General features: G+C 71.1%; 19 protein-coding genes. 9 read left to right on the forward strand and 10 right to left on the reverse strand.

From position 1 onward, the window contains the following. Positions 1–6 precede the first annotated feature (6 nt). The 3 genes from Afe05nite_RS20640 to Afe05nite_RS20650 all read right to left on the reverse strand — a co-directional run bounded on the left by Afe05nite_RS20640 (position 7) and on the right by Afe05nite_RS20650 (position 3,251). Entirely contained in the window at positions 7–951 is a 945-nt protein-coding gene (locus Afe05nite_RS20640; RefSeq protein ID WP_203818784.1) for a phosphotransferase family protein, read from the reverse strand. Between the two features lie 580 nt (positions 952–1,531). Further along, positions 1,532–2,359: a peptidylprolyl isomerase gene (locus Afe05nite_RS20645; RefSeq protein ID WP_203818785.1), complete on the reverse strand. Its 828-nt coding sequence runs from the start codon at positions 2,357–2,359 to the stop codon at positions 1,532–1,534. A gap of 34 nt (positions 2,360–2,393) precedes the next feature. After that, complete coding sequence (locus Afe05nite_RS20650; RefSeq protein WP_203818786.1) at positions 2,394–3,251, reverse strand: peptidylprolyl isomerase; 858 nt, start codon at positions 3,249–3,251, stop codon at positions 2,394–2,396. A 297-nt stretch (positions 3,252–3,548) separates the two neighbouring features. Between Afe05nite_RS20650 and Afe05nite_RS20655 the strand changes: the two genes are divergently transcribed. The 9 genes from Afe05nite_RS20655 (at position 3,549) to Afe05nite_RS20695 (ending at position 16,031) form a co-directional block, all read left to right on the forward strand. Beyond that, complete coding sequence (locus tag Afe05nite_RS20655) at positions 3,549–4,232, forward strand: MBL fold metallo-hydrolase (protein WP_203818787.1); 684 nt, start codon at positions 3,549–3,551, stop codon at positions 4,230–4,232. A gap of 9 nt (positions 4,233–4,241) precedes the next feature. Next, on the forward strand, positions 4,242–5,561 hold the full coding sequence (gene hisS, locus Afe05nite_RS20660) for a histidine--tRNA ligase (protein WP_203818788.1): 1,320 nt from the start codon (positions 4,242–4,244) through the stop codon (positions 5,559–5,561). Positions 5,562–5,676: 115 nt separating this feature from the next. Further along, positions 5,677–6,597, forward strand: coding sequence for an acyl-ACP desaturase (locus Afe05nite_RS20665; RefSeq protein ID WP_203818789.1), 921 nt, complete (start codon positions 5,677–5,679; stop codon positions 6,595–6,597). Positions 6,598–6,666: 69 nt separating this feature from the next. Next, positions 6,667–8,253 carry an MFS transporter gene (locus tag Afe05nite_RS20670; protein ID WP_203818790.1) on the forward strand — a complete coding sequence of 529 codons (1,587 nt, stop codon included), beginning with the start codon at positions 6,667–6,669 and terminating at the stop codon, positions 8,251–8,253. Between the two features lie 95 nt (positions 8,254–8,348). Next, the gene (locus Afe05nite_RS20675; RefSeq protein WP_203818791.1) at positions 8,349–9,152 is read left to right on the forward strand and encodes a cyanophycinase; all 804 of its coding nucleotides are present in this window, start codon (positions 8,349–8,351) and stop codon (positions 9,150–9,152) included. Then, the gene (cphA, locus tag Afe05nite_RS20680; protein ID WP_203818792.1) at positions 9,149–11,938 is read left to right on the forward strand and encodes a cyanophycin synthetase; all 2,790 of its coding nucleotides are present in this window, start codon (positions 9,149–9,151) and stop codon (positions 11,936–11,938) included. Before Afe05nite_RS20675 ends, cphA begins: the two co-directional genes overlap by 4 nt. 531 nt (positions 11,939–12,469) lie before the next feature. After that, the gene (locus Afe05nite_RS20685) at positions 12,470–14,530 is read left to right on the forward strand and encodes a serine/threonine-protein kinase (RefSeq protein ID WP_203818793.1); all 2,061 of its coding nucleotides are present in this window, start codon (positions 12,470–12,472) and stop codon (positions 14,528–14,530) included. Positions 14,531–14,758: 228 nt separating this feature from the next. Continuing rightward, positions 14,759–15,007 (forward strand): hypothetical protein, encoded by a 249-nt coding sequence (locus tag Afe05nite_RS20690; RefSeq protein ID WP_203818794.1) that lies wholly within the window; start codon positions 14,759–14,761, stop codon positions 15,005–15,007. Positions 15,008–15,128: 121 nt separating this feature from the next. After that, positions 15,129–16,031: a sigma-70 family RNA polymerase sigma factor gene (locus Afe05nite_RS20695; protein ID WP_203818795.1), complete on the forward strand. Its 903-nt coding sequence runs from the start codon at positions 15,129–15,131 to the stop codon at positions 16,029–16,031. On the opposite strand, the gene Afe05nite_RS20700 is transcribed toward Afe05nite_RS20695, so the two are convergent. The 7 genes from Afe05nite_RS20700 to Afe05nite_RS20730 form a co-directional block, all read right to left on the reverse strand. Continuing rightward, the gene (locus Afe05nite_RS20700) at positions 16,001–16,801 is read right to left on the reverse strand and encodes an urease accessory protein UreD (RefSeq protein WP_203818796.1); all 801 of its coding nucleotides are present in this window, start codon (positions 16,799–16,801) and stop codon (positions 16,001–16,003) included. The two genes, Afe05nite_RS20695 and Afe05nite_RS20700, sit on opposite strands and share 31 nt — an antisense overlap. Continuing rightward, positions 16,777–17,517, reverse strand: coding sequence for an urease accessory protein UreG (gene ureG, locus Afe05nite_RS20705; protein WP_438868531.1), 741 nt, complete (start codon positions 17,515–17,517; stop codon positions 16,777–16,779). The genes Afe05nite_RS20700 and ureG overlap by 25 nt, the downstream gene beginning before the upstream one ends. Next, positions 17,507–18,175, reverse strand: coding sequence for an urease accessory protein UreF (locus Afe05nite_RS20710; RefSeq protein WP_203818797.1), 669 nt, complete (start codon positions 18,173–18,175; stop codon positions 17,507–17,509). The genes ureG and Afe05nite_RS20710 overlap by 11 nt, the downstream gene beginning before the upstream one ends. Then, positions 18,175–19,920: an urease subunit alpha gene (locus Afe05nite_RS20715; protein WP_203818798.1), complete on the reverse strand. Its 1,746-nt coding sequence runs from the start codon at positions 19,918–19,920 to the stop codon at positions 18,175–18,177. The genes Afe05nite_RS20710 and Afe05nite_RS20715 overlap by 1 nt, the downstream gene beginning before the upstream one ends. Beyond that, a complete protein-coding gene (locus Afe05nite_RS20720) occupies positions 19,917–20,288 on the reverse strand; it encodes an urease subunit beta (protein ID WP_203818799.1) in 372 nt (123 codons plus the stop codon). The genes Afe05nite_RS20715 and Afe05nite_RS20720 overlap by 4 nt, the downstream gene beginning before the upstream one ends. Next, positions 20,285–20,587 (reverse strand): urease subunit gamma, encoded by a 303-nt coding sequence (locus Afe05nite_RS20725; RefSeq protein WP_203818800.1) that lies wholly within the window; start codon positions 20,585–20,587, stop codon positions 20,285–20,287. The genes Afe05nite_RS20720 and Afe05nite_RS20725 overlap by 4 nt, the downstream gene beginning before the upstream one ends. Before the next feature lie 188 nt (positions 20,588–20,775). Beyond that, positions 20,776–21,114, reverse strand: coding sequence for a VOC family protein (locus Afe05nite_RS20730; RefSeq protein ID WP_203818801.1), 339 nt, complete (start codon positions 21,112–21,114; stop codon positions 20,776–20,778). Between the last annotated feature and the right edge of the window lie 74 nt (positions 21,115–21,188).

Here is a 21,188-nt window from a genome sequence, read left to right on the forward strand (position 1 = left end):
CGGCGGTTACGCGAGGCGGCGGAGCACTGTCTCGATAGCGATCTCGACTCGAGAGGTCATGCCGGGCGCATCGACAAGACGGCGCCCGGCGACCTGACCTTGGATCCACTTCGGGTCGCTGTCGTCATAGTGCAGCAGGGCGTACAAGTCCCACCACGGATCGAGGGTCACCCCGGCGATCGACTCATAGCGCGACCGCAACTGCTCCGCCCACTCCGGCGAGTAGAGCGCCGCCAGGTAGCGCCGGCAGTGCCCGACATCAAGAGCGCGTGACCCTCGATGAATGCCGTTCCAGTCGGTCAGTCCGGTGATCCGCCCACGCGACCACAGCAGGTTGACCGGCAACAGGTCGCAGTGCAGGAAGACAGCGGTGTCCTTCGGCGGCGCCTGCGCCATGACTCCGAACGCCTCATGCCACACAGCCGGCTTCCGCGCGCCGGCCGGCACCTGAAACGCGTCCCGCGGAGCGATCCAGGAATCCGTCCACGGCCGGAAGATCTTCGCCGGAAGATCGAGGGAATGCAGCAGTACGGCAATCTCCGCGATCCTGGTCATCCACGACCGGGGGTCCGCCGGGTTGAGGTCGACATGTCCCGGCAACCGGGTCATCAGCAATGCGGGGGCGCCGCCGGTGCGGGCGCCGGCGACATCAGCGGCCAGGATGCTCGGCACCGGAAGCCCGCTTCCGGCCACCACACCGAGGTTGGCGATCTCCTTTTCGAGGGCTTGGCGCAGGCCGAGCCCGCCCGGGTACTGCCGCAGCACGACGAACGTCCGCGTTCCGTGCCGCTCGACCGTCAGCCGATGAACGGCGGAGCAGACGCCCCCGGTCAACCGGCGACGGCCGACGATGCGACTGCCGCGACCCATCGACGCCGCGACCCAGTCGAGAGTCTCCGCGGAGGGCCGGCGCTGTCTGAACCCACTGTCCCGCCAGTCGCCGCCGGTCATGTGCGCGAGCCTATTCGCCGGGGACCGGGCTCGCTATGCGGCCGAGATCAGCCATGGCAACGCGGTGATGCTGGCCTTTACCTGCTGGTGGCCGGCCCGATTTGCAAACCCGGCTCGACGCCCTGGCCCGGGGCCGTCCGGAACCGCCTGGTGCTCGCGTGCGCACCTCGAACGAGCCGTGGCCATGGCCGACCGACAAGCTGACCGCATTGCGCCTTGCCGGATGGTTGGTCACCGACTCGCCGTATGTTCGCAGCCCGCACTCACCACCTCGGACGGTCTGATCCGGCGGCCGAGGGAGGTGTGGTCAAGACCCGCGATGCGACGGTCTGCTGTGCTCACCCACTTATGCCGGCCGCGACGGCCACCCGGGCTACGTCGGCCCGGCGGGCGGCACGGGGGAGGGCGGGAGCGTCACTGTCCACTCGGGACGGACGCGGGTCGTTCGGGCGGCTGGGGGCGCGGCAGCTGGGTCTTGGGCGGGGGGAGCTTGCGGCGGGCGTGCCAGGGGAGTGGTGGGACGCGCGTACTGAAGAAAAGGGCGAGGCCGGCCGGCCTCGCCCTGTGCGTCAAGCGGGAGTTACGACATCGTCAGGGCTTTGATGTCGACTTCCTTCTTGGGGTGGCCGCCGCCCGCGGAGGCCTTGAACGCCTCGTCGTCGCCGGCCTTCATGACGTCCTTGACGATGTCCAGGCCGGTGGTGACGGTGCCGAGCAGGGTGTAGCTCGCCGGGAGCTGGGTGTCTTCGGCGCAGATGAAGAACTGGCTGCCGGTGCTGCCCGCCTTGCCGGTGTTGGCCATGGCGATCGAGCCGGCGGGGTAGGGCTTGTTGGTGTCGGTGGGGAGGTTCTCCTCAGCCATGGTGTAGCTGGGGCCGCCCTGGCCGTCGGTGTCGCGGTAGCCCTTGCCGGAGGCGAACGGGTCGCCGCACTGCAGCACCTTGAAGTTGGCCTCGTTGACCATGCGGTGGCACTTGGTGTTGTCCCAGAACTTCTTGCTCGCGAGGTAGCTGAAGCTGGCGGCGGTGCAGGGGACCTTCGCCTTGTCGAGGTTGGCGACGATCTTGCCGAGGTTCGTGTCCATCGTCATGGTCGCGGTGCCGGTGTTGGGCGCGGTGGCGGGCGGGGTGCCGACGTCCTTGGTCTTGCCGCCGCCGGTGTCCGGCGTCCAGGTGCAGGCGACCGACCCGGCCGGGACGGAACTCGCGGCCGCGGTGCTCTTCTTGTCGTCGTCCTTGAACGGGTTGACGATGAAGAACACGACGCCGGCGACGACCACGACGGCGATCGCCGATCCGATGATCGTCTGTCGCTGGCGCCGCTTGCGGGCGGACTCGGCGCGCTCGGCCATCTCCTTCTCGAGCCGGGCCCGGGCCGCCTGGCGCTGCTTGTCCTTGATCGACGACACGGTGGTCCTCCTGCTGTGTTCGGCCTGGGGGGAGTTAAGACTGGGCGCTCGCCGACGGTGCCGCGGAGGCAGCGGTGTCGCCGAAGGTGAGCGTCTTGATCGTGATCTTCGTCTTGGGCTTGATCTTGTCGCCGGCCGAGTCCGCAACGGTGGGGATCTTGCCGATCTTGGTGACGGTGTCCATGCCGGCGGACACCGTGCCGAGGATCGAGAACTCAGGGCTGGCCGGCGAGTAGTCCTTGAAGAAGATCAGGAACTGGCTGCCGTTGGTGCCGGGCGGGTTACCGATCAGGGCGACCGTGCCGGCGGGGTAGAGCACCGGCTTGCCACCCGGGCCGGCGCTCGGCGAGGGGTCCGGCGCGGCCGGGGTGTTCTCGCTGTAGACGCTGTACGTCGGGCCGCCGAGTCCGGTGCCGCTCGGGTCGCCGCAGCGGAGCGCGCCGTAGGTCGTGATCTCGTGGCACGTGGTGTTGTCGAAGAACTTCTTGGTCGCGAGGTACCGAAGATCCTCGGTGCCGCACGGCGCCTTCTCCTGATCCATCTCGACCTTGATGGGCGCACCCTGGTCGGTGCTGATGGTCATGGTGTCGGAGCCGAGCGTCGGAATGCCCTTGGTTCCGGGCGTGCCGACGTCCTTGAGGTTGGTGTTGGTGGTCGCGCTCTGCGGCGTCCAGGCACACACGTCCTGAGCGGCCGTGTCCTCCTTTTTGTCGGCGGAGTCGAACGCGCCGCCGACCCAGGCGATGCCGCCGACGATCAGCAGGACCGCGAGACTCACGCCGAGTCCGGCGTAGAGGCGTCGCTTGCCCCGCTCCTTGGAGGCACGCTTCGCCATCCGCCGATCGTGCTTCGCCCGCGCGAGCTTGCGCTGCCGGTCCTTACTGGAAGCCACCGAACGTTGCCCTTCTTCACATGCTCTTCGTCACACGCCCGCAAGAGTGTACGGGTAGCTCCTGGGAAAGTGGTGTGCCCCCGCCGGGAGGATGCCGTGTCCAGGGATGTTCACCGGTTCGATCATTCGATGCATCCAGCCGGGCGAATATATGGGTTGTCGGCCGGCTAGTTGTCGAGGTGCAATGTGCACGTGCCTAGGTCCGACCGGGCCCGGCCCGGCTCCGGCCGCCCGGTGGACATCCGTGCGGGCGGCACTCGTTACGATTTGCTCCGGACTAGCTGAGAGGTTGTGGTCGTGCTCGTCACCGGCGTTGAGGCGCAGGCCTTCGGCACCAACTGCTATGTGGTCGCCGCCGGGCCGGGCGAGCAGTGCCTGATCGTCGACCCCGGCATCGGCGTGCTCGAGCGGCTCGACTCGCTGCTCGCCGAGCACCGGCTGCACCCGGCCGCGGTGCTGCTCACCCACGGCCACGTGGACCACACGTTCTCGGTCGCGCCGGTGTGCGGCGCGCGCGGCATCACGGCCTATGTGCACCCCGCCGACCTGGAGATGCTCGCCGACCCGGCCAAGGGCCTGAGCACGGATCTCGTCCAGCTCTTCGGCGGCCGGCTGGAATACTCCGAGCCCGAGGACGTCGCGGAACTCACCGACGGCGCGGTCCTGAACATCGCCGGCATCGAGATCGCCGTCGACCACGCGCCCGGCCATACCGGCGGGTCGGTGCTTTTCCGCCTGCCCGGAGACGACGCCCCGCTGTGCCTTTCGGGTGACGTTCTCTTCGCGGGATCCATCGGGCGCACCGACCTGCCGGGCGGCAGCACCGACACGATGATGGCCAGCCTGCGGGACAAGATCCTGCCGCTCGCCGACGAGACCGTCGTCCTGCCCGGCCACGGACCGGCCACCACCATCGGCCGTGAGCGCGCGACCAACCCGTACCTGCGGGAGTTGAGCGCCGCGCCCGGCCGCGGACTTTAGGGGTTAGTAGTGCCTATCTCTGGCTTTCCGGAATGGCTTCCCGCGCAGCGCATGATCGAGCAGCGGGTCGTCGATCGCCTTCGTTCGACCTTCGAGCTGTACGGCTTCGCTCCGCTCGAGACGCGCTCGGTCGAGCCGCTCGACACCCTGCTCAGCAAGGGGGAGACCTCGAAGGAGGTCTACCTGCTGCACCGCCTGCAGGGTTCGGCGGACGCCACCGGCGAGGATCAGCTCGGCCTGCACTTCGATCTGACGGTGCCGTTCGCCCGCTTCGTCGTGGAGAACGCGGGCAAACTGCAGTTCCCGTTCCGCCGCTACCAGATCCAGAAGGTGTGGCGGGGCGAGCGCCCGCAGGAGGGCCGTTACCGCGAGTTCCTGCAGGCCGACATCGACGTGGTCAACCGCGACTCGCTGCCGTTCCACTACGACACCGAGATGCCGCTGGTGATCGGCGACGCGCTGAGCGGCCTGCCGATTCCGCCGGTCCGCATCCTGGTCAACAACCGCAAGGTGTGCGAGGGCTTCTACCGCGGCCTCGGCCTCGCCGACACCGACCAGGTGCTGCGCACGGTCGACAAGCTCGACAAGATCGGCCCGGCCAAGGTGGCCGGCCTGCTCGTCGAGACCGCCGGGGCGACCGAGGCCCAGGCCGCGGCCTGCCTGGAGCTGGCCGCGATCTCGGCCGACGACGGCTCGTTCGTCGAGGCGGTGCGCAAGCTGGGAGTCACCGACCCGCTGCTCGACGAGGGCCTCGGCGAGCTGGTACGGGTGGTGCAGGCGGCCCGGGAGCACGCACCGGGCCTGGTCGTCGCCGACCTGAAGATCGCTCGCGGCCTCGACTACTACACCGGCACGGTCTACGAGACCCAGCTGCTCGGCTACGAGCGGTTCGGGTCGATCTGCTCCGGCGGCCGTTACGACAACCTCGCCTCGTCCGGCAAGGAGCGGTTCCCCGGCGTGGGCATCTCGATCGGGGTGTCGCGCATGCTCGGCCTGCTCTTCGGCCGCCAGGCGCTGACCGTGTCCCGGTCGGTGCCGACAGCCGTGCTCGTCGCCCTGCCCCACGAGGACCAGCGGGTGGCGTGCGACCGGATCGCCGGCGCGCTGCGCCGCCGCGGCATCCCGACCGAGGTGGCGCCGGCCGCGGCGAAATTCGGCAAGCAGATTCAGTACGCCGATCGCCGTGGCATTCCGTACGTCTGGTTCCCGGGCGAGCCCGACACGGTCAAGGACATCCGCTCGGGTGAGCAGGTCGAGGCCGACGCCGCCGGATGGGCGCCACCGGTCGCCGACCTGCACCCGGCGGTCGGTGCCGGCGAGCCTCGATGATCCGCCGCCGCCCGTTGCCGCCGCCCGGGAGTCGGCTGTGAATCCGGAGGCGATGACGGATACCGGCGGGTAGGAGGCTACGGTGGCGTAGGTTACGCAACCGTAGGGAGAGACCGTGGACCAGACCGCCCTGCTCATCGAGCTGGAGCCCGTGGTGGCCGCCAACCTTGACCGGCATCTGTCGCTGGCCAAGGAGTGGTTTCCGCACGAGTACGTGCCGTGGAGCGAGGGCCGCACCTTCGACGGCCTCCTGAACGGCGAGCCGTGGCTGGAGACCGACGCCAAACTGCCCGACGTGGCCCGGACCGCGCTCATCGTGAACCTGCTGACGGAGGACAACCTCCCGTCGTACCACCACGAGATCGCGTCGCTGTTCGGCCGGGACGGTGCGTGGGGGACTTGGGTGCACCGCTGGACGGCCGAGGAGGGCCGGCACGGCATCGCCCTGCGCGACTACCTCACGGTGACGCGCGCGGTCGACCCGGTGGCACTGGAGCGGGCCCGGATGGTCCACATGCAGGCCGGCTACGCCACCTACCACCCCGACGAGATGATGCACTCCATCGCGTACGTGGCGTTCCAGGAACTCGCGACGCGCATCTCGCACCGCAACACCGGCAAGGCCACCGGCGACCCGGTCGCCGAGCAGCTGCTGGCGCGGGTGGCGGCCGACGAGAACCTGCACATGGTCTTCTACCGCAACCTGCTGGCGGCCGCGTTCGACCTGGACCCCGATCACGCGATGCGGGCGGTGACCGACGTGGTGGCCGACTTCCAGATGCCCGGCGCCAACATCGAGGGCTTCCAGCGCAAGGCGGTCTCGATCGCCCTGGCCGGCATCTACGACCTGCGTCAGCACCGCGACGAGGTACTGCAGCCGGTACTGCGCCAGTGGGATGTGTTCGGCCGCACCGGCCTGAGTGCCGAGGGCGAGAAGGCGCGCGAGGAGCTGGCCGGCCACATGGACGAGCTGGAGCTGCAGGCGTCGCGGTTCGAGGAGAAGCGCGAGGCCCGGCGGCAGCGTCTGAACCGCTGACCCGGGGCGCGGCCCGCGCGGGACAACCCCGCCCGGGCCGCGGAGCCGCTCGGCGGTGAAAATCAGCGCGTGACCACCGCCGAGATCTCGCCCTGGGCGCCGCTGCGCCAACCCGTGTTCCGTGTCCTGTGGGTGGCGGTTCTGGCCGGCAACGTCGGCACCTGGATGCAGACGGTCGGTGCGCAGTGGCTTGTCGTCGACGAAGCCGACGCGGCCACCTGGGTGAGCCTGGTGCAGACCGTGACCATGGTGCCGGTCCTGCTGCTGGCGCTGCCGTCGGGCGCGCTGGCCGATCGGTTCGACCGGCGCCGGCTGCTGCTGGCGGTGCAGGTCGCGCTGTTCGCGGTCGCCGCCGTGCTGACCGCGCTGACCTGGCTCGATCTGATGCCGCCGGCGTTGCTGCTGGTCTTCACGTTCCTGCTGGGCGTCGGCCAGGCGGTGACCCTGCCGACGTGGCAGGCGGTGATCCCCGAGGTGGTGTCGCGCGACGAGCTGCCGTCGGCGTCGGCGCTCGGGGCGGTCAACACCAACCTGGCCCGCTCGGCCGGACCGGCGGTGGCGGGTCTGCTGGTGGCGCACCTCGGCTCGGCCGCCGTGTTCGGGCTCAACGCCCTGTCGTTCGCCGTGTTCGCGGTCGCGCTGGCCGGGTGGCGGCGGCCGGCGCAGGCGCCCGACTCGCACCCGGAGCATCTGGGGTCGGCGCTGCGGGCGGGCGGCCGTTATGTCCGGTACGCCCCGTCGGTACGTCTGCTTCTTCTACGGGTCGCGCTGTTCGTTCTGCCGGGCAGCGTGGTGTGGGGCCTGTTGCCCGTCGTCGCGCGCCAGGAGCTGGGGATGGGCGCGAGCGGTTACGGCATCCTGCTGGCCGCGCTCGGGGTCGGGGCGATCGCGGGTGCCCTGCTGATGCCGCGAATCCGCGAGGCCTCGTCCCCGGGCCAGCTCATCGTCGCCGCCGGCCTCGTCTATGCGCTGGCGCTCGTGGTGGTCGCGCTGGTGCCCGACCGGATCGCGGTCGTCGCGGTGCTGGTGGCGGCCGGGCTCGCGTGGATGGCGCTGGTGTCCCGGATGAACGCGACTCTGCAGCTGTTCCTGCCGAACTGGGTCCGGGCCCGCGGCTTCGGCATCTACCAGGTGGTGTTCGCGGGCGGCCAGGCGATCGGCGCGCTCACCTGGGGCCAGGTCACCGAGGCGTTCGGGCTCGCGACGGCCTTCCTCGCGGCCGCCGTGCTGATGGCGGCGGGCACGGTGACCGTGGCGTGGTGGCCGGTGCGGGAGGTCGACGGCACCGACCGGTCGCCGGCGATCTACTGGGCCGAGCCGCACCTGATGTTGCAGCCGCACCTGGACGAGGGGCCGGTGCTGGTCACGGCGGTCTACCGGGTGGACGAGACGAACGCCGACGAGTTCCGCGCGGCCATGCACAAGGTGCGGGGGTCGCGGCAGCGCACCGGCGCGACCCGGTGGGGGCTGTTCCGCGACGGCGCCGATCCGGCGAAGTTCGTCGAGGTCTATCAGGTGCCGACGTGGGCCGAGCATCTGCGGCAGCACGAGGGGCGGTTGACGAAGCGGGACGAGGGGGTGGAGGAAAGTGCGGTGGCGCTGGCCCGGGGACCGGCCGAGGTGACCCATCTGCTGCCCGCTGACTACCCGCGTTAGGCGGATGTTTCGTATTTGTTCCAGTTAATCTCGACGAAGGCCGCTTCGTGCTCGCTGGGGAGGGCTCGCTGGGGAGGGCCCGCTGAGGAGGGACTGTGTCGAGTCACGGGCGTCTGCTGATCATCGGTGGTGCGGCCGGACCCGATCTGCTCGCCCGGTTCGTCGAGCTGGCCGGCGGCCCGGCGGCCCGCATCGTGGTGATCGCCACCGCGTCGTCGGCGCCGGCCGCCGCGGAGGAGACGCACTGCGAGGCGTTCACCGCCCTCGGCGCGGGTGAGGTCGTGCCACTGCGGATCGACACGCGGGCCGACGCCTGTTCCCCGGTGACCGAACCCGTCCTGCGGCGCGCCTCCGGTGTGTTCTTCACCGGCGGTGACCAGGAGCGGATCACTGCGGTGATCGGCGGGACGGCCACCGACTCGCTGCTGCAGACCCTGGTGGCGGCGGGCGCGACGGTCCTCGGCGGGACGAGCGCGGGCGCGGCCGTCATGTCCGGCACCATGATCGTCGAAGGCGACGGACCCGGCGTGAGCCGCGCGAGCGTACGCACCGGGCCGGGCCTCGAGTTCCTCCCCGGGGTGCTGATCGACCAGCACTTCGCCGAGCGGGGCCGGGTCAACCGGCTGCTCAGCGCCGTCGCCCTCTATCCGCACGAGCTGGGCCTGGGCATCGACGAGAACACCGCGATCCTCACCGACGGCGACCGGTTCGAGGTGCTGGGCAGCGGCGCGGTCACCGTCGTCGACGCGGGCGCCGCCACCGACATCCGGGTTCCGGCCCGGGGCCCGATCACGCTGGCCGGGGCACGCATCCACGTGCTGCCCGCGGGTCACGCCTTCCACCTCACGGGACGCCGGCCGGTCGTCGACGCACCCGCAGCCGAACGGGGAGTCACATGAAGATCGAAAGCCTGCGCCGTCTGCGCGGACCCAACGTCTACCTGTCCCGCCCGGCCGTGGTCGCCCGGCTCGACCTGGGTGCCCTGGCCGGGGTGGAGACCTGCGACATCACCGGTTTCCCGGAACGGCTCCTGCGCGCGCTGCCCGGCCTCACCGAGCACCACTGCGCGGCCGGCGCGCCCGGCGGGTTCGTCAGCCGGTTGCGGGGCGGCACCTATTTCGGGCACGTCACCGAGCACGTCTGCCTGGAGCTGTCCCAGCTGATCGGCCGGGACGTCAGCTTCGGCCGGACCGTCTCGACCGACGAGCCGAGCGTCTACCAGCTGATCCTGGAGTGTCCGGTGGACGAGCCCAGCGACTCGTCGGTGCCCCGGGACCTGCTGACCATGGCGGTGGAGCTGGTCACCGAGATCGTGGCGGGGCGATCCTTCTCCGGCGTCGCGCTGGCCTCCGCCGCTTCCGGCATCCCGCAGATGCAGCATGGATCGGCGGCCGACCGGCTCGCCGAACTCGCCGCGATCGCCTCGCTCGCCGAACGCGAGGCGACCGGGCCGAGCACCCGGGCGATCATCGCGGCCGCCCGGCGCCGTGGCATCCCGGTCGAACGGTGCGGCGACCTCAGCCTCATTCGGCTGGGCTGGGGCAACCGGCGGCGGCTGGCGTGGGCGGCGATGAGCGACCGCACCAGCGGCGTCGGCATCGACATCGCCGGCGACAAGGAGATCACCCGGCGGCTGCTCGCCGACGCCGGTGTGCCGATCCCGGCCGGCGGGCAGGCATGCACGGCGGCCGCGGCGGCCCGGCTCTTCGCCGAGCTGGGCGGGCCGGTCGTGGTCAAACCCCGGCAGGGCCGGCAGGGCGATCGGGTCACGCTGAACGTCATGACGGGAGCGGAGACGACGTACGCGTTCAGCGCCGCCGGCGAGGACGTGATCATCGAGCGGCAGCTGGCCGGTCGTGACTACCGGGTGCTGGTGGTGGCGGGCGAGGTGGTGGCCGCCGCCGAGCGGATCGCCGCGCACGTCGTCGGCGACGGCCGCAGCACGGTCACCGAACTGGTCGACCGCACCAACACCGATCCGCGCCGGGGGGCCGGCCACTCCCGCGTCCTGACCCGGATCACGGTGGACGACGCGGTGCTGCGCGTGCTCGAGCGGCAGGGGCACACGCTGGCCTACGTACCGTCCGCGGGTCAGAAGGTCTGGCTGCGCGAGACCACCAACCTGTCCACCGGCGGGACCAGCCACGACGTCACCGACCGGGTGCACCCCGACGTGACCCGGCTGTGCCTGCGGGTGGCGGCCCTGGTGGGGCTGGACATCTGCGGCATCGACCTGCGGCTGGCCGACATCGCCGACCCGCTCGCCCCGGTGCGTGCCGGCGACGAGGTGAGCGGCGGCGTGATCGAGGTCAACGCGGTGCCCGGCCTGCGCATGCACCTGGCGCCGGTGCGGGGCCGCGCGCACGACGTGGGCGACGCGATCGTGCGGGCGATGTTCCCGGCCGGGTCGGACGGGCGCATCCCGGCCGTCGCGGTGACCGGCACCAACGGCAAGACGACGGTGGCCCGGATGACCGCGCACCTGCTCGGGGACTCGGGCAAGCGGATCGGGCTCACCACCACCGACGGGGTGAGCATCGACGGGCGGGAGATCTTCCGGGCGGACGCGACCGGGCCGCTGTCCGCGCAGATGGTCCTCGGCGATCCGGGGGTGCAGGTCGCGGTGCTGGAGACGGCGCGCGGCGGGCTGCTCAAACGCGGTCTCGGGTACGACTGGTCGGACGTCGGTGTGCTCACCAACATCACGGCCGATCACCTGGGACAGGACGGGCTCGCCACGATCGAGGACCTCGCGCACGTCAAGGCCCTGGTCGCGGAGCGGGTCCGGGACGGCGGCACACTCGTGCTCAACGCCGACGACCCGTGGGTGCGCTCGCTCGTCGACCGGCCGCGGGTGCGCGCCGACCGGAAACGGATCGTCTGGTTCGGTCTCGATCCCCGGCAGCCGGTCGTGGTGGAGCACCTCGCCAAGGGCGCCACCGCCTTCCTCCTGCAGGACGGCTGGCTGGTGCAGGCGACCGGGGCGCGGCGCACCCCGCTGGTGCGGCTGGCCGACCTGCCCGGGGCGTACGGCGGAGCGGCCCTGCACGCCGCCGCGAACGCACTGGCCGCCGCGGCCGCCGCCCGCGCCCTCGGGGCCGGCCAGGAGTCGGTGACCCGCCGCCTCGCCGATTTCGACCCGGCCGTGGCGAACCCCGGCCGCGCCACCCTGCTGCGGCTCGGTGACGTGGCCGTGTTCGTCGACTACGCGCACAACCCGGCCGCTCTCGCCGCCACTCTGCGGACCCTGCACGAGCTGTGGGGGGCCGAACGGTGCGTGGCCGCGGTGACCCTGCCCGGCGACCGGCGGGACGACCTGCTGGCGGCGTGCGCGCAGATCGTCGCGGACGGGGTGGGCCGGGCCGTGCTCTACGACGACGAGGATCCGCGGGGCCGGGAGCCGGGGGAGGTGTCCGCGCTCGTCGAGCGGGAGATGCGGGCCCGCCGGCCGAAGCTGCTGTCGATGCGGGCGGACAGCTACCGGGAGGCGATCACGTCGGCGCTGTCTCTGGCGCGGCCGGGGGAGGTCGTCCTGGTGCTGTACGAGAGGCTGGCGCCGGTGCTCCGCCTGCTGTCGGAGCTGGGGGCGGCGCGTGCCGGGAGTGCGCCGCTGCCGACGACTCCCGCGCCGGGGGCGCTGCGGTCACCGGCGCGCGAGCTGGTCCGGGGCGTACTGCAGGGTTGAGCGGCGAAAGTCCCCACTTCCCGGCGGTTTGCCTCGTCGGGGGACAATGGCACAGGGATCTGACTGAACAGCCGAGGGGATCACCCGATCAGATGGGGTTGCACAGCTAGACCCTTCAACTTTTGTCATACGGCGAGTATTTAAAGATCATCTGTTTGTTACTGTCGTTGTTCCGATCAGTGATCGGATGACGACAGGGTGTGGATTCCTCCGGTGTGGACCTTCAGAACGCTGAACTTGCGACCGTTCCGAATTTTCCCGCTAAATAGGTTTTTCTCAGGGAAAAAGGCCCGGCGCTGCGTCCAAGATCCGACTTTTGGCGTGGTCCCGCCCGCTTCGACGAGTGGGATATGACGGGAAACGGACGGTAACGGTTCGCAGGTAGATGCCGCTGTCGAGCGCTCGTGGTAGATGCCGATAGTGGGCTAACATCTCGCCGTTGATGGGGAACACCTGTGAGGGTGCGGCCCCAACGTCGAGAAGCATGGCGGTGCGGCTCGGCGTTACTTCGGAGCGCACATGTGGGGGCACATGAGCACGACGGACCTGCCCGGAGCGAGCCTGCTGGCCGATAGATATCGGTTGGTGGAGCGGCTCGGTGCCGGCGGGATGTCAGTGGTGTGGCGAGGGTTCGACGAGGTGCTCGGGCGCCTGGTCGCGGTGAAAGTTCTGCCGCCGTCGACAAGCGCGGACCCGGCCTTCCGGCGTCGGCTGCGGGCTGAGGCCCAGGCTGCCGCTCGTCTGTCCCACCCCAACATCACCAATGTCTACGACTACGGCGAGGCGGTCACCGTCGACGGTGAGCCCGTGCCGTACGTCGTCATGGAACTCATCGACGGCGAGTCGCTCGCCGCCGTTCTCGCCCGGGCCCGCCGGCTGCCATGGCAGCACGCGGTCCGGATCACCGCCGAGGTGGCCGCCGCACTGGCCGCCGCGCACTCGCGCGGCATCGTGCACCGCGACGTCACCCCGGCCAACGTCATGCTCACCGCGACCGGGGCCAAGGTCGTCGACTTCGGCATCTCCGCCCTGATCGGGGAGAACGACATCGACCCCGACGGCAGCCTGCTCGGCACGCCGGCCTACCTCGCGCCCGAGCGGCTCGAGGGTGGCCAGGTCAGCCCGGCCACCGACGTCTACGCGGTCGGCCTGCTGATCTACCGCACGCTTATCGGGCAGCTGCCGTGGGACGTCGGCACCACCACCGCACTCCTGCGCGCCCACCAGTACATCGAGCCCGACCCGCTTCCGTCGGTCGAGGGCCTGCCGCACGCGGTCTCCGCGCTCGTCGGCCGCTGCCTCGAGAAGCGTCCGGCGGACCGCCCGTCGAGCGCCGAACTGGCGCACGTGCTGGCCGGCATCGCGGCCGGTGCGCCCGGCGCGGCCCGCGGCTACGTTCCGGACTGGTCCGAGAGCGGCGAGGACACCACGATCCTGCCGAGCCAGCGGTCCTATCCGGACGTGATCCGCGGCAACGGCATGCCCGGCCCGCAGAGCACTCCGGCATCACCGGCCCCGCACGGGGCTGCCGGAGCGCCGGTCCTCTACGGTTCCGGCGGCTCGCCGGAGCCGTCCGCTCCGCACGCCGAGGAGCAGGCACCGGTGCGCAACAGCCGGTTCGGCGCGCTGCGCTCCGGACCGGTCATGATGAGCGCGGCCGCAGCCGGTGCGAGCGGACTGCGGCCCGCGTTCGACGGCACCCAGCCGCCCGGAGAGCCCCCGGTGGGCTCGGGCAAGGGTAAGAGCCGCAACGACCCGCCGCAGAACCACACGCGGCGCGTCATGTTCGCGGCCGGCGCCGTGCTGCTGCTCGGCACCGGCACCTACGGCTGGAGTCTGACCAGCGGCACCGGACACGCGCCCGGCGCCACCGGCACCCCCCAGCCCAGCGTCGTGGCGGCCACCGGCAAGTGCGTGGTCAGCTATGCCGTCTGGAAGGTCTCGAACCACCAGTTCGAGGCCCGGGTGACGGTTGCCAACCGGGACAACGAAGTGGCGATCGAACCGTGGAAGCTGTGGTTCATCATGCCCGGCGACCAGGTCGTGACCGCCACCAAGACGCTGCAGCAGGCGGACCGGACGGTGACGATGAGTTCACCCACGGCACTTCCACCGTTCAAGGCGACGACGGTGACGATCAAGGGCGCCTACACGCAGAACAACACCGCGCCGCTCGCCTTCATGCTCAACAACCGGACCTGCGAGACGTTCGTGTCGCAGGCGCCGGGTGAACCGGCTCGCCAGGTGGAGCACCTGTCCGACGGCGGTGCGCGGCTGGCCCCGAAAGCGTCGGGGAACAACCCGCTTCCGGGTGTGTCGATCAACCCGACGACCGGTGTCATAGTCGTCTCGCCCACGAAGACGACGCCGACCACGCCGACTGTTCCGACAACCGGTGTCACCAAGCCCGCGCCGACCACCGCGCCGACCACCGCACCCACGGGCAAGGAACCCGACCCCGGGCAGATCAAGACCACAGCTCCGTCGTCCGCCCCGACCACGGCGCCGACCACGGCACCGTCGTCCGCTCCGCCGACTTCCACGCCTGCGCTGGACTGCGTGCCCGATCTCAACTGTCCGGGCGACATCTGAGGTGTTTCCGATCGGTCGCCCGGGGCAGAAACCATGTGCCGGGCGGCCGATCGTCGCGTTACTGTGAAGACGATGTGAGCAGGCACTTTTCTGGAGCGATCCGCCGCGATCCGCGTGCCTTTCCACCGATGCGACACGTGACCGGCGTGGCTGCTGCATGCTGCCGCCGGCACGGGACAGAATCGCTCCAGCGGGCCCTTTCGAGGTCGTACATCGGGGAGTTTCGACATGATCAGCATCGTGAAGGACCTGGCGGCCGAGGCGTTGTTCGTCTCCACCATTCAGCCGTCCGACTGCCCTAACACCACGACGGTGGAGCAGGCGGTCACGGCGATGATCCTGCTGCACGGCAGTGACGGGTGTGCCGCCGAGGTCGCCACCGAGTTCGGGGACCACCCGGACTGCGCCGTCCGCCGGATGAACTGGGTGCACGAGGAGCTCACCGGAGTGGTCGCGCCCACGTCCGTTCTTACCTGAGCTTTTCTCGCAAAAAGCACCATAAAAGCAACCGAGTTCGGCCACCGCTGCACCTTTCGGCGGCCAATGTTCTCCTCGTCAGCCGGTTTCAGCAACCGGTCGTATGAGCGAGGAGGACCACGTGACATCCACGACCCAACTCCCCGCCACCATCGGCACTACCCATGACGCGCCGTCCGGGCGTGACATCGAGGACCTCGTCCGCGAACACATGCCGATGGTTGGCCACTTGGTCCGGGAACTTCTCAACCGCGTTCCTGGCCACGTCCATGCGGACGACTTGAGTTCGGCCGGGTTCGCCGCTCTGCTGGGCGCGGCCCGTTCGTTCGACGTGACCCGGGGCATCCCCTTCCACCGCTTCGCCGCGGTGCGGATCCGGGGGGCGCTGCTTGACGAGCTGCGCGGCCAGGACTGGGCGAGTCGATCGGTGCGGGCTCGGGCCCGGCGGACCGCCGCGGCCCGGCAGGAGCTGACCGCCGCGCTGGGTCGAACGCCCACCGATGCCGAGGTGGCGGAATACCTGGGCATCGGGGTGGCGGAGCTGGCGACGGTGGAGGACGACGTCCAGAAGGCGGCTCTGCTGAGTCTGCAGGGGTTCCCGACGGGGGCCGCCGAGGAGATGGTGCCCGAGCTGTCCGAAGGCCCGGAGGACCTGCTGCTGAAGCGGGAACGCCTCGGCTACCTGCATCAGGCCATCCAGGCCCTGCCGGAACGCCTGCGGATGGTGGTCACCGAGTCGTTCCTGCAGGAGCAGCCGCTCAGCGACGTGGCGGCCCGGCTGGGGGTGACCGAGTCGCGCATCTCGCAGCTGCGCACGGAGGCGCTGCAGCTGCTCCGCGAGGGACTGAACAGCTCCCTCGCACCCGAGCTGCTGACGGTGGCGGCCGGCGGTCCGCGAACCCGCAAGGGGTGCCTGCAACGCCGTCGCTCGGAGTATTTCGCCCGGGTCGCCCAGCAGGGCAACCTGCGCACCCGGCTAGCGCTGACGGACGCTCACGGCGTACCGATCGCGGTCGCGGCCTGAGGTTCCGCTCGCCACGGGGGCAACGTCGACTCGTTGCCCCCGCGCGCCTCCTCGACCGGCTCGCAGAGCGGATCGAGAGCCGCCCGCACCTGCCGGATGTCCGGGCCGACGGCGGTAGCGAGAACGCCCGGACCGGCCAACGGCATCAGCGCCGCCCCCGCCGAGGCCGGTAACGACCCCGCGAAACCGGGCACCGCCACCACCGTTCCCACGGCGCGGCCGCCGCCCAGCACGGCGGGGCCGTCCCAGCCGTCGGCGTGCCGGCCCACGCCGAGTGCGTGCCGGTAGAGCGTCCTACCGGCATAGCGGATCGTGGTCTCCAGGCGCGCGTCGCCGGACGGCTCGGCGTGCCGGCCGCAGACGAGGTCGTCCCGCCACAACAGCTCGCCGCCCTCGGCCACCTCCACCCGCGTCTCCGTGCAGTGGTCACATCCGGCCGCGGCGATCAGCGGCTCCGGCAGCCACCGCAGGGTCCCGGCCACCTCCGCGTGGATCGTCAGCCGCGACGGCGGGGCCGGTCGTCCCGGCAGCGCCAGTTGGGCGGCCACACTGCGTACCGTCAAGGCCGCGCCCGCCCCCACGGTGATCTCCATCCGCAGGTCGTCGCCGCGCAGCGGCCCGGCCGCCCCACCCACCAGGTGCACCGTCGCGCCCGGGCCGGACCGCCCGCCGGTGCGTCGCACCAGCAGCGGCGACTCGCCGCGCAGCACCGTCAGCCGGGTGCCGCCGCGGTCGTCCGCCTCCGCTACGACCTGGGCGAGGGCTCGCACGCGAGGGCCCGGATCCAGGTGGCGACGGCGGTGGCGTTGCGGTCCTCGACAAGCGACAGGAAAACCGTGGGCAGGTCACCCCGGCGGTGCTTGGCGTCGTGCTCCATCACCGACAGATCGGCCCCCACCATCGGCGCCAGGTCGGTCTTGTTGATCACCAGAAGGTCGGCGGTGGTCACCCCCGGGCCACCCTTGCGGGGCACCTTGTCGCCGCCGGCCACGTCGACCACGAAGATCTGCTTGTCGATCAGGCCCTTGCTGAACGTCGCGGTCAGGTTGTCGCCACCGCTCTCCACCAGCACCAGGTCCAGCGGGCCGAGGGTCTCCTCGAGCTCCTCGACCGCGTCCAGATTGGCTGAGATGTCGTCGCGGATCGCGGTGTGCGGGCAGCAACCCGTCTCCACGGCGCGGATCCGCTCGGCCGGCAGTACGCCGTTGCGGAGCAGGAAGTCGGCGTCCTCGGTGGTGTAGATGTCGTTGGTGACCACGGCCAGCCGCAGCTCCTCGCCGAGCGCCCGGCACAACGCCGCGACCAGCGCGGTCTTGCCGGAGCCGACCGGACCGCCGATGCCGACGCGCAGCGCCCGCGGGCCGGTGCCGAGCGGGGTGTGCGGGTCCACACCCGGGTCGGGGTGGGTGTGCGGCACCTCGTCGTGGTGTTCGTAGTTGTCGCTCGGCCGGGGCCAAGCACCGCCGTGTGTGTGGTCAGGAAGCAAAGAGACGCACCTCCCAGGTGGCGTGGTGCTCGGCGCCGATGTCGAGCAGGGGAGAACCCGCGGCCGGCAGGTCGTCGACCGGGTCGGCGGACCGGTTCGCGGCGTCGGCCGCGATCCGGTCACATTCGGGGGCGAGCCGGGCGAGCAGCCCGTGCACCGCGAAGGGGTCGAGCCCGAGCAGGCGCACCGCGGCGCTGGCCGAGCCGGTGGTGCTGCCGTGCGCGGCGGCCACGGCGGCCTCGTGCGGCCGCAGCCCGGCGCCGGCCGCGAGCAGCCCGAACGCCACCGGCTGGTGCATCTCCCGCGGAGCCGTACCCGAGGCCGGCACCACAGCGGCCGGTAGCGACCACATCGACCGGCCGGCTCGCAGCAGGGCCCGGCCCTGGGCGCGGGAGGCCTTGCGCAGGGCCGGTGCCGGTGTCCGGGCGTCGAGGCCCGCGTCCAGCTCGGCCCACTCGGCCGGCCGGGCACAGGCGGCCGCGGCGAAGGCGGCGGCGACCAGTCCACCCGTGGCCAGTTTGCCGCGGAGGAACGCGTACACGTCCGCCAGGTCTTTGACCCGGCCCGCCGCCACCTGGGCCTCGAGGCCGCCGGAATGGGCGTGCCCGCCGGCGGGCAGTCGCCCGTCGGCGAGCACGAGCAGCGTCGCGAGACTCATCAGAACAGGAAGTACCGCTGCGCCATCGGCAGGGACTCGACCGGCGCGGGCTCGACGACTTCACCGTCGATCCGCACCGTGAACGTGTCGGGCTCGACCTCGATGCGGGGCAGGGCGTCGTTGAGCGGCATGTCCGCCTTGCCGATCTGCCTGGTGTCGCCGACCGGGGCGAACCCGCGCTTGACCCCGATGCGGTCGCCGACCAGGGCGTCGATCGCGGCCGGCGCGACGAAGGCGAGCGACGTCTGGGCCGGCACCGCTCCGTAGGCTCCGAACATCGGGCGCGGCAGCATCGGCTGCGGCGTCGGGATGGACGCGTTGGCGTCACCCATCTGCGCGTACGCGATCATGCCGCCCTTGATGACCAGGGCGGGCCGCACGCCGAAGAAGGCCGGGTCCCAGAGCACGACATCCGCGAGCTTGCCGACCTCGACGGATCCGACGTGCGCGTCGATGCCATGCGCCACCGCCGGACAGATCGTATATTTCGCGACGTAACGTCGGGCCCGGTTGTTGTCGGCCGAGCCGTCGCCCGCCAGCGCACCCCGCCTGGCCTTCATCACGTGCGCGGTCTGCCACGTGCGCATCACGACCTCGCCGACCCGCCCCATCGCCTGCGAATCCGAGCCGATCATCGAGATCGCCCCGAGGTCGTGCAGGACGTCCTCGGCCGCCATCGTCGACGGCCGGATCCGGCTCTCCGCGAACGCCAGATCCTCCGGCACCGCCGAGTTGAGGTGGTGGCAGACCATCAGCATGTCGAGATGTTCGGACAGCGTGTTTCGGGTGTAGGGCCGGGTCGGGTTGGTCGACGACGGCAGCACGTTCGGGTGCGAGGCGACGGTGATGATGTCCGGCGCGTGACCGCCGCCGGCGCCCTCGGTGTGATAGGCGTGGATGGACCGCCCGGCGATCGCCCGCAGCGTCTCCTCGACGAAGCCGGCCTCGTTGAGGGTGTCGGTGTGGATGTTCACCTGCACACCCGACTCGTCGGCGACCCGCAGGCAGGCGTCGATGACCGCGGGCGTGGTGCCCCAGTCCTCGTGCAGCTTGAACCCGCCGGCCCCGCCGCGCAGCTGCTCCCACATCGATTCCGCCGACATGGTGTTGCCCTTGCCGAGCAGCAGCACGTTCACCGGGAAGACGTCGATCGCCTCGAGCATCCGCGCGAGATGCCAGGCATTGGGGGTGACGGTGGTGGCCTTGGTGCCCTCGGCCGGTCCGGTGCCGCCGCCGACGATCGTGGTGATGCCGGTCGCGAGGGCGGTGTCCAGGATGGTCGGGCTGATCAGGTGCACGTGGCTGTCGATCGCCCCGGCCGTGAGGATCTTGCCGTTGCCGGCGATGATCTCGGTGCCCGGCCCGATGACCAGGTCCGGGTGCACGCCGTCCATCGTGTCCGGGTTGCCGGCCTTGCCGATCCCGACGATCCGCCCGTCGCGGATGCCGATGTCGGCCTTGACGACGCCCCAGTGGTCGAGGATCACGGCACCGGTGATCACGGTGTCGGGGGTGCCCTCGGCGCGGGTGGCGCGGGACTGCCCCATCGACTCGCGGATGACCTTGCCGCCGCCGAACACGACCTCGTCACCAGGCCCTGGACCCGCTTGTCCGCCGGGTCCGGACAGACCGGCGCTGCGGTCCTCCTCGACCTCGATCAGCAGGTTGGTGTCGGCCAACCGGATCCGGTCGCCCACGGTGGGTCCGTAGAGGGCGGCGTACCGCCCCCGGTCGAGTGTGGTCATCGCGGGCTGCCGTTCTCGGGTGTCTCCTCGGGCGCCGCCGGCGGCGCCTCGTCGGGCAGGCCGTCAAGCGATCCGCCGGCCAGGCCGCGCAACCCCGGCACGATGCGGGCGCCGCGCAGCATGACCAGTTCGACGTCGCGCGGCAGGCCCGGCTCGAAGCGCACCGACGTCCCGGCCGGCACCGCGAGCCGGTAACCCCAGGCCGCCTTCCGGTCGAAGTCGAGGGCGGCGTTCGACTCGGCGAAGTGGAAGTGCGAGCCGACCTGCACCGGCCGGTCCCCGGTGTTACGCACGGTCAGCGCCAGCACGGCACGCCCCGGGTTGATCTCGATCGGCCCGTCACCCAGGATGACCTCGCCGGGGATCATGCGATCGGCCCGTGCACGGTGACGAGCTTGGTCCCGTCCGGGAAGGTCGCCTCGACCTGCACCTCGGCCAGCATCTCGGGCACACCCTCCATGACGTCGTCACGGGTCAGCACGCGCCGCCCGGCGTCCATCAGGTCGGCGACGGTGCGTCCGTCCCGCGCCCCCTCCAGCAGGAACGCCGTGATGATCGCGGTCGCTTCCGGATGGTTGAGCCTGAGGCCGCGCTCTTGCCGGCGCCGGGCCACGTCGGCCGCGACATGGATGAGCAAACGTTCCTGCTCGTGCTGGCTGAGGAACAAACGAACCTCCCTGATTACCGGCCGATGCTCGCAGCCGGAAGTTTCACACGTGTTACCCCCGGTGTACCGGAAACCGCAAGATCAATACCTTTTTCAGTACGGGATCAGGACGTGTCCCGTGCGGACCGGACCGGCCGGTCGGTGGTTACCGCCGTCCCCGGCCACCGGCCCGGTCCCGCGGGTCGAGCTCAGTGCGCCGTCAACTCGTACACATTTCGGTCCGGCCCCCGGAAATGCTGCCAGCTCTCGCCGGGCTCACCGAGCAACTCCACCCCGGCCGCCCGCAGTTCGGCCACCGCGGCGGCGAGGTCCCGCACCGCGAAACCGGCGACCGGTCCGGTGTCGAAATGGTCCTTGCCCTGCCCGGCACCGAATATCTCGACGTCCCGGCCGTCAGGCAGTCTGAACAGCCAGAAGCCGGGTTCGGTACGGATTTCGCGCAGTCCCAGCACCCGCCGGTAGAAGTCGGCGAGGGCCTCCGGCCGGTCCGTCCTGGTGCCCAGCCAACCCAATCCAGTGATCTCCATGAGTCCCATCCGACAACGTGAACCTCGGTTGAGATCAACCCCCGGGCCCCCTTCGTCCGTAGTGATGTCCGAGA

The sequence above is a fragment of the Paractinoplanes ferrugineus genome (genome assembly GCF_016862195.1).
Lineage (GTDB): Bacteria > Actinomycetota > Actinomycetes > Mycobacteriales > Micromonosporaceae > Actinoplanes > Actinoplanes ferrugineus.

Bases quoted from the DNA above. Each gene is read 5' to 3' on its own strand.
- Afe05nite_RS20640 (WP_203818784.1), bottom strand. From the start codon at position 951: ATGACCGGCGGCGACTGGCGGGACAGTGGGTTCAGACAGCGCCGGCCC.
- cphA (WP_203818792.1), top strand. From the start codon at position 9,149: ATGAAGATCGAAAGCCTGCGCCGTCTGCGCGGACCCAACGTCTACCTG.
- Afe05nite_RS20685 (WP_203818793.1), top strand. From the start codon at position 12,470: ATGAGCACGACGGACCTGCCCGGAGCGAGCCTGCTGGCCGATAGATAT.
- Afe05nite_RS20690 (WP_203818794.1), top strand. From the start codon at position 14,759: ATGATCAGCATCGTGAAGGACCTGGCGGCCGAGGCGTTGTTCGTCTCC.
- Afe05nite_RS20710 (WP_203818797.1), bottom strand. From the start codon at position 18,175: ATGAGTCTCGCGACGCTGCTCGTGCTCGCCGACGGGCGACTGCCCGCC.
- Afe05nite_RS20715 (WP_203818798.1), bottom strand. From the start codon at position 19,920: ATGACCACACTCGACCGGGGGCGGTACGCCGCCCTCTACGGACCCACC.
- Afe05nite_RS20720 (WP_203818799.1), bottom strand. From the start codon at position 20,288: ATGATCCCCGGCGAGGTCATCCTGGGTGACGGGCCGATCGAGATCAAC.
- Afe05nite_RS20730 (WP_203818801.1), bottom strand. From the start codon at position 21,114: ATGGAGATCACTGGATTGGGTTGGCTGGGCACCAGGACGGACCGGCCG.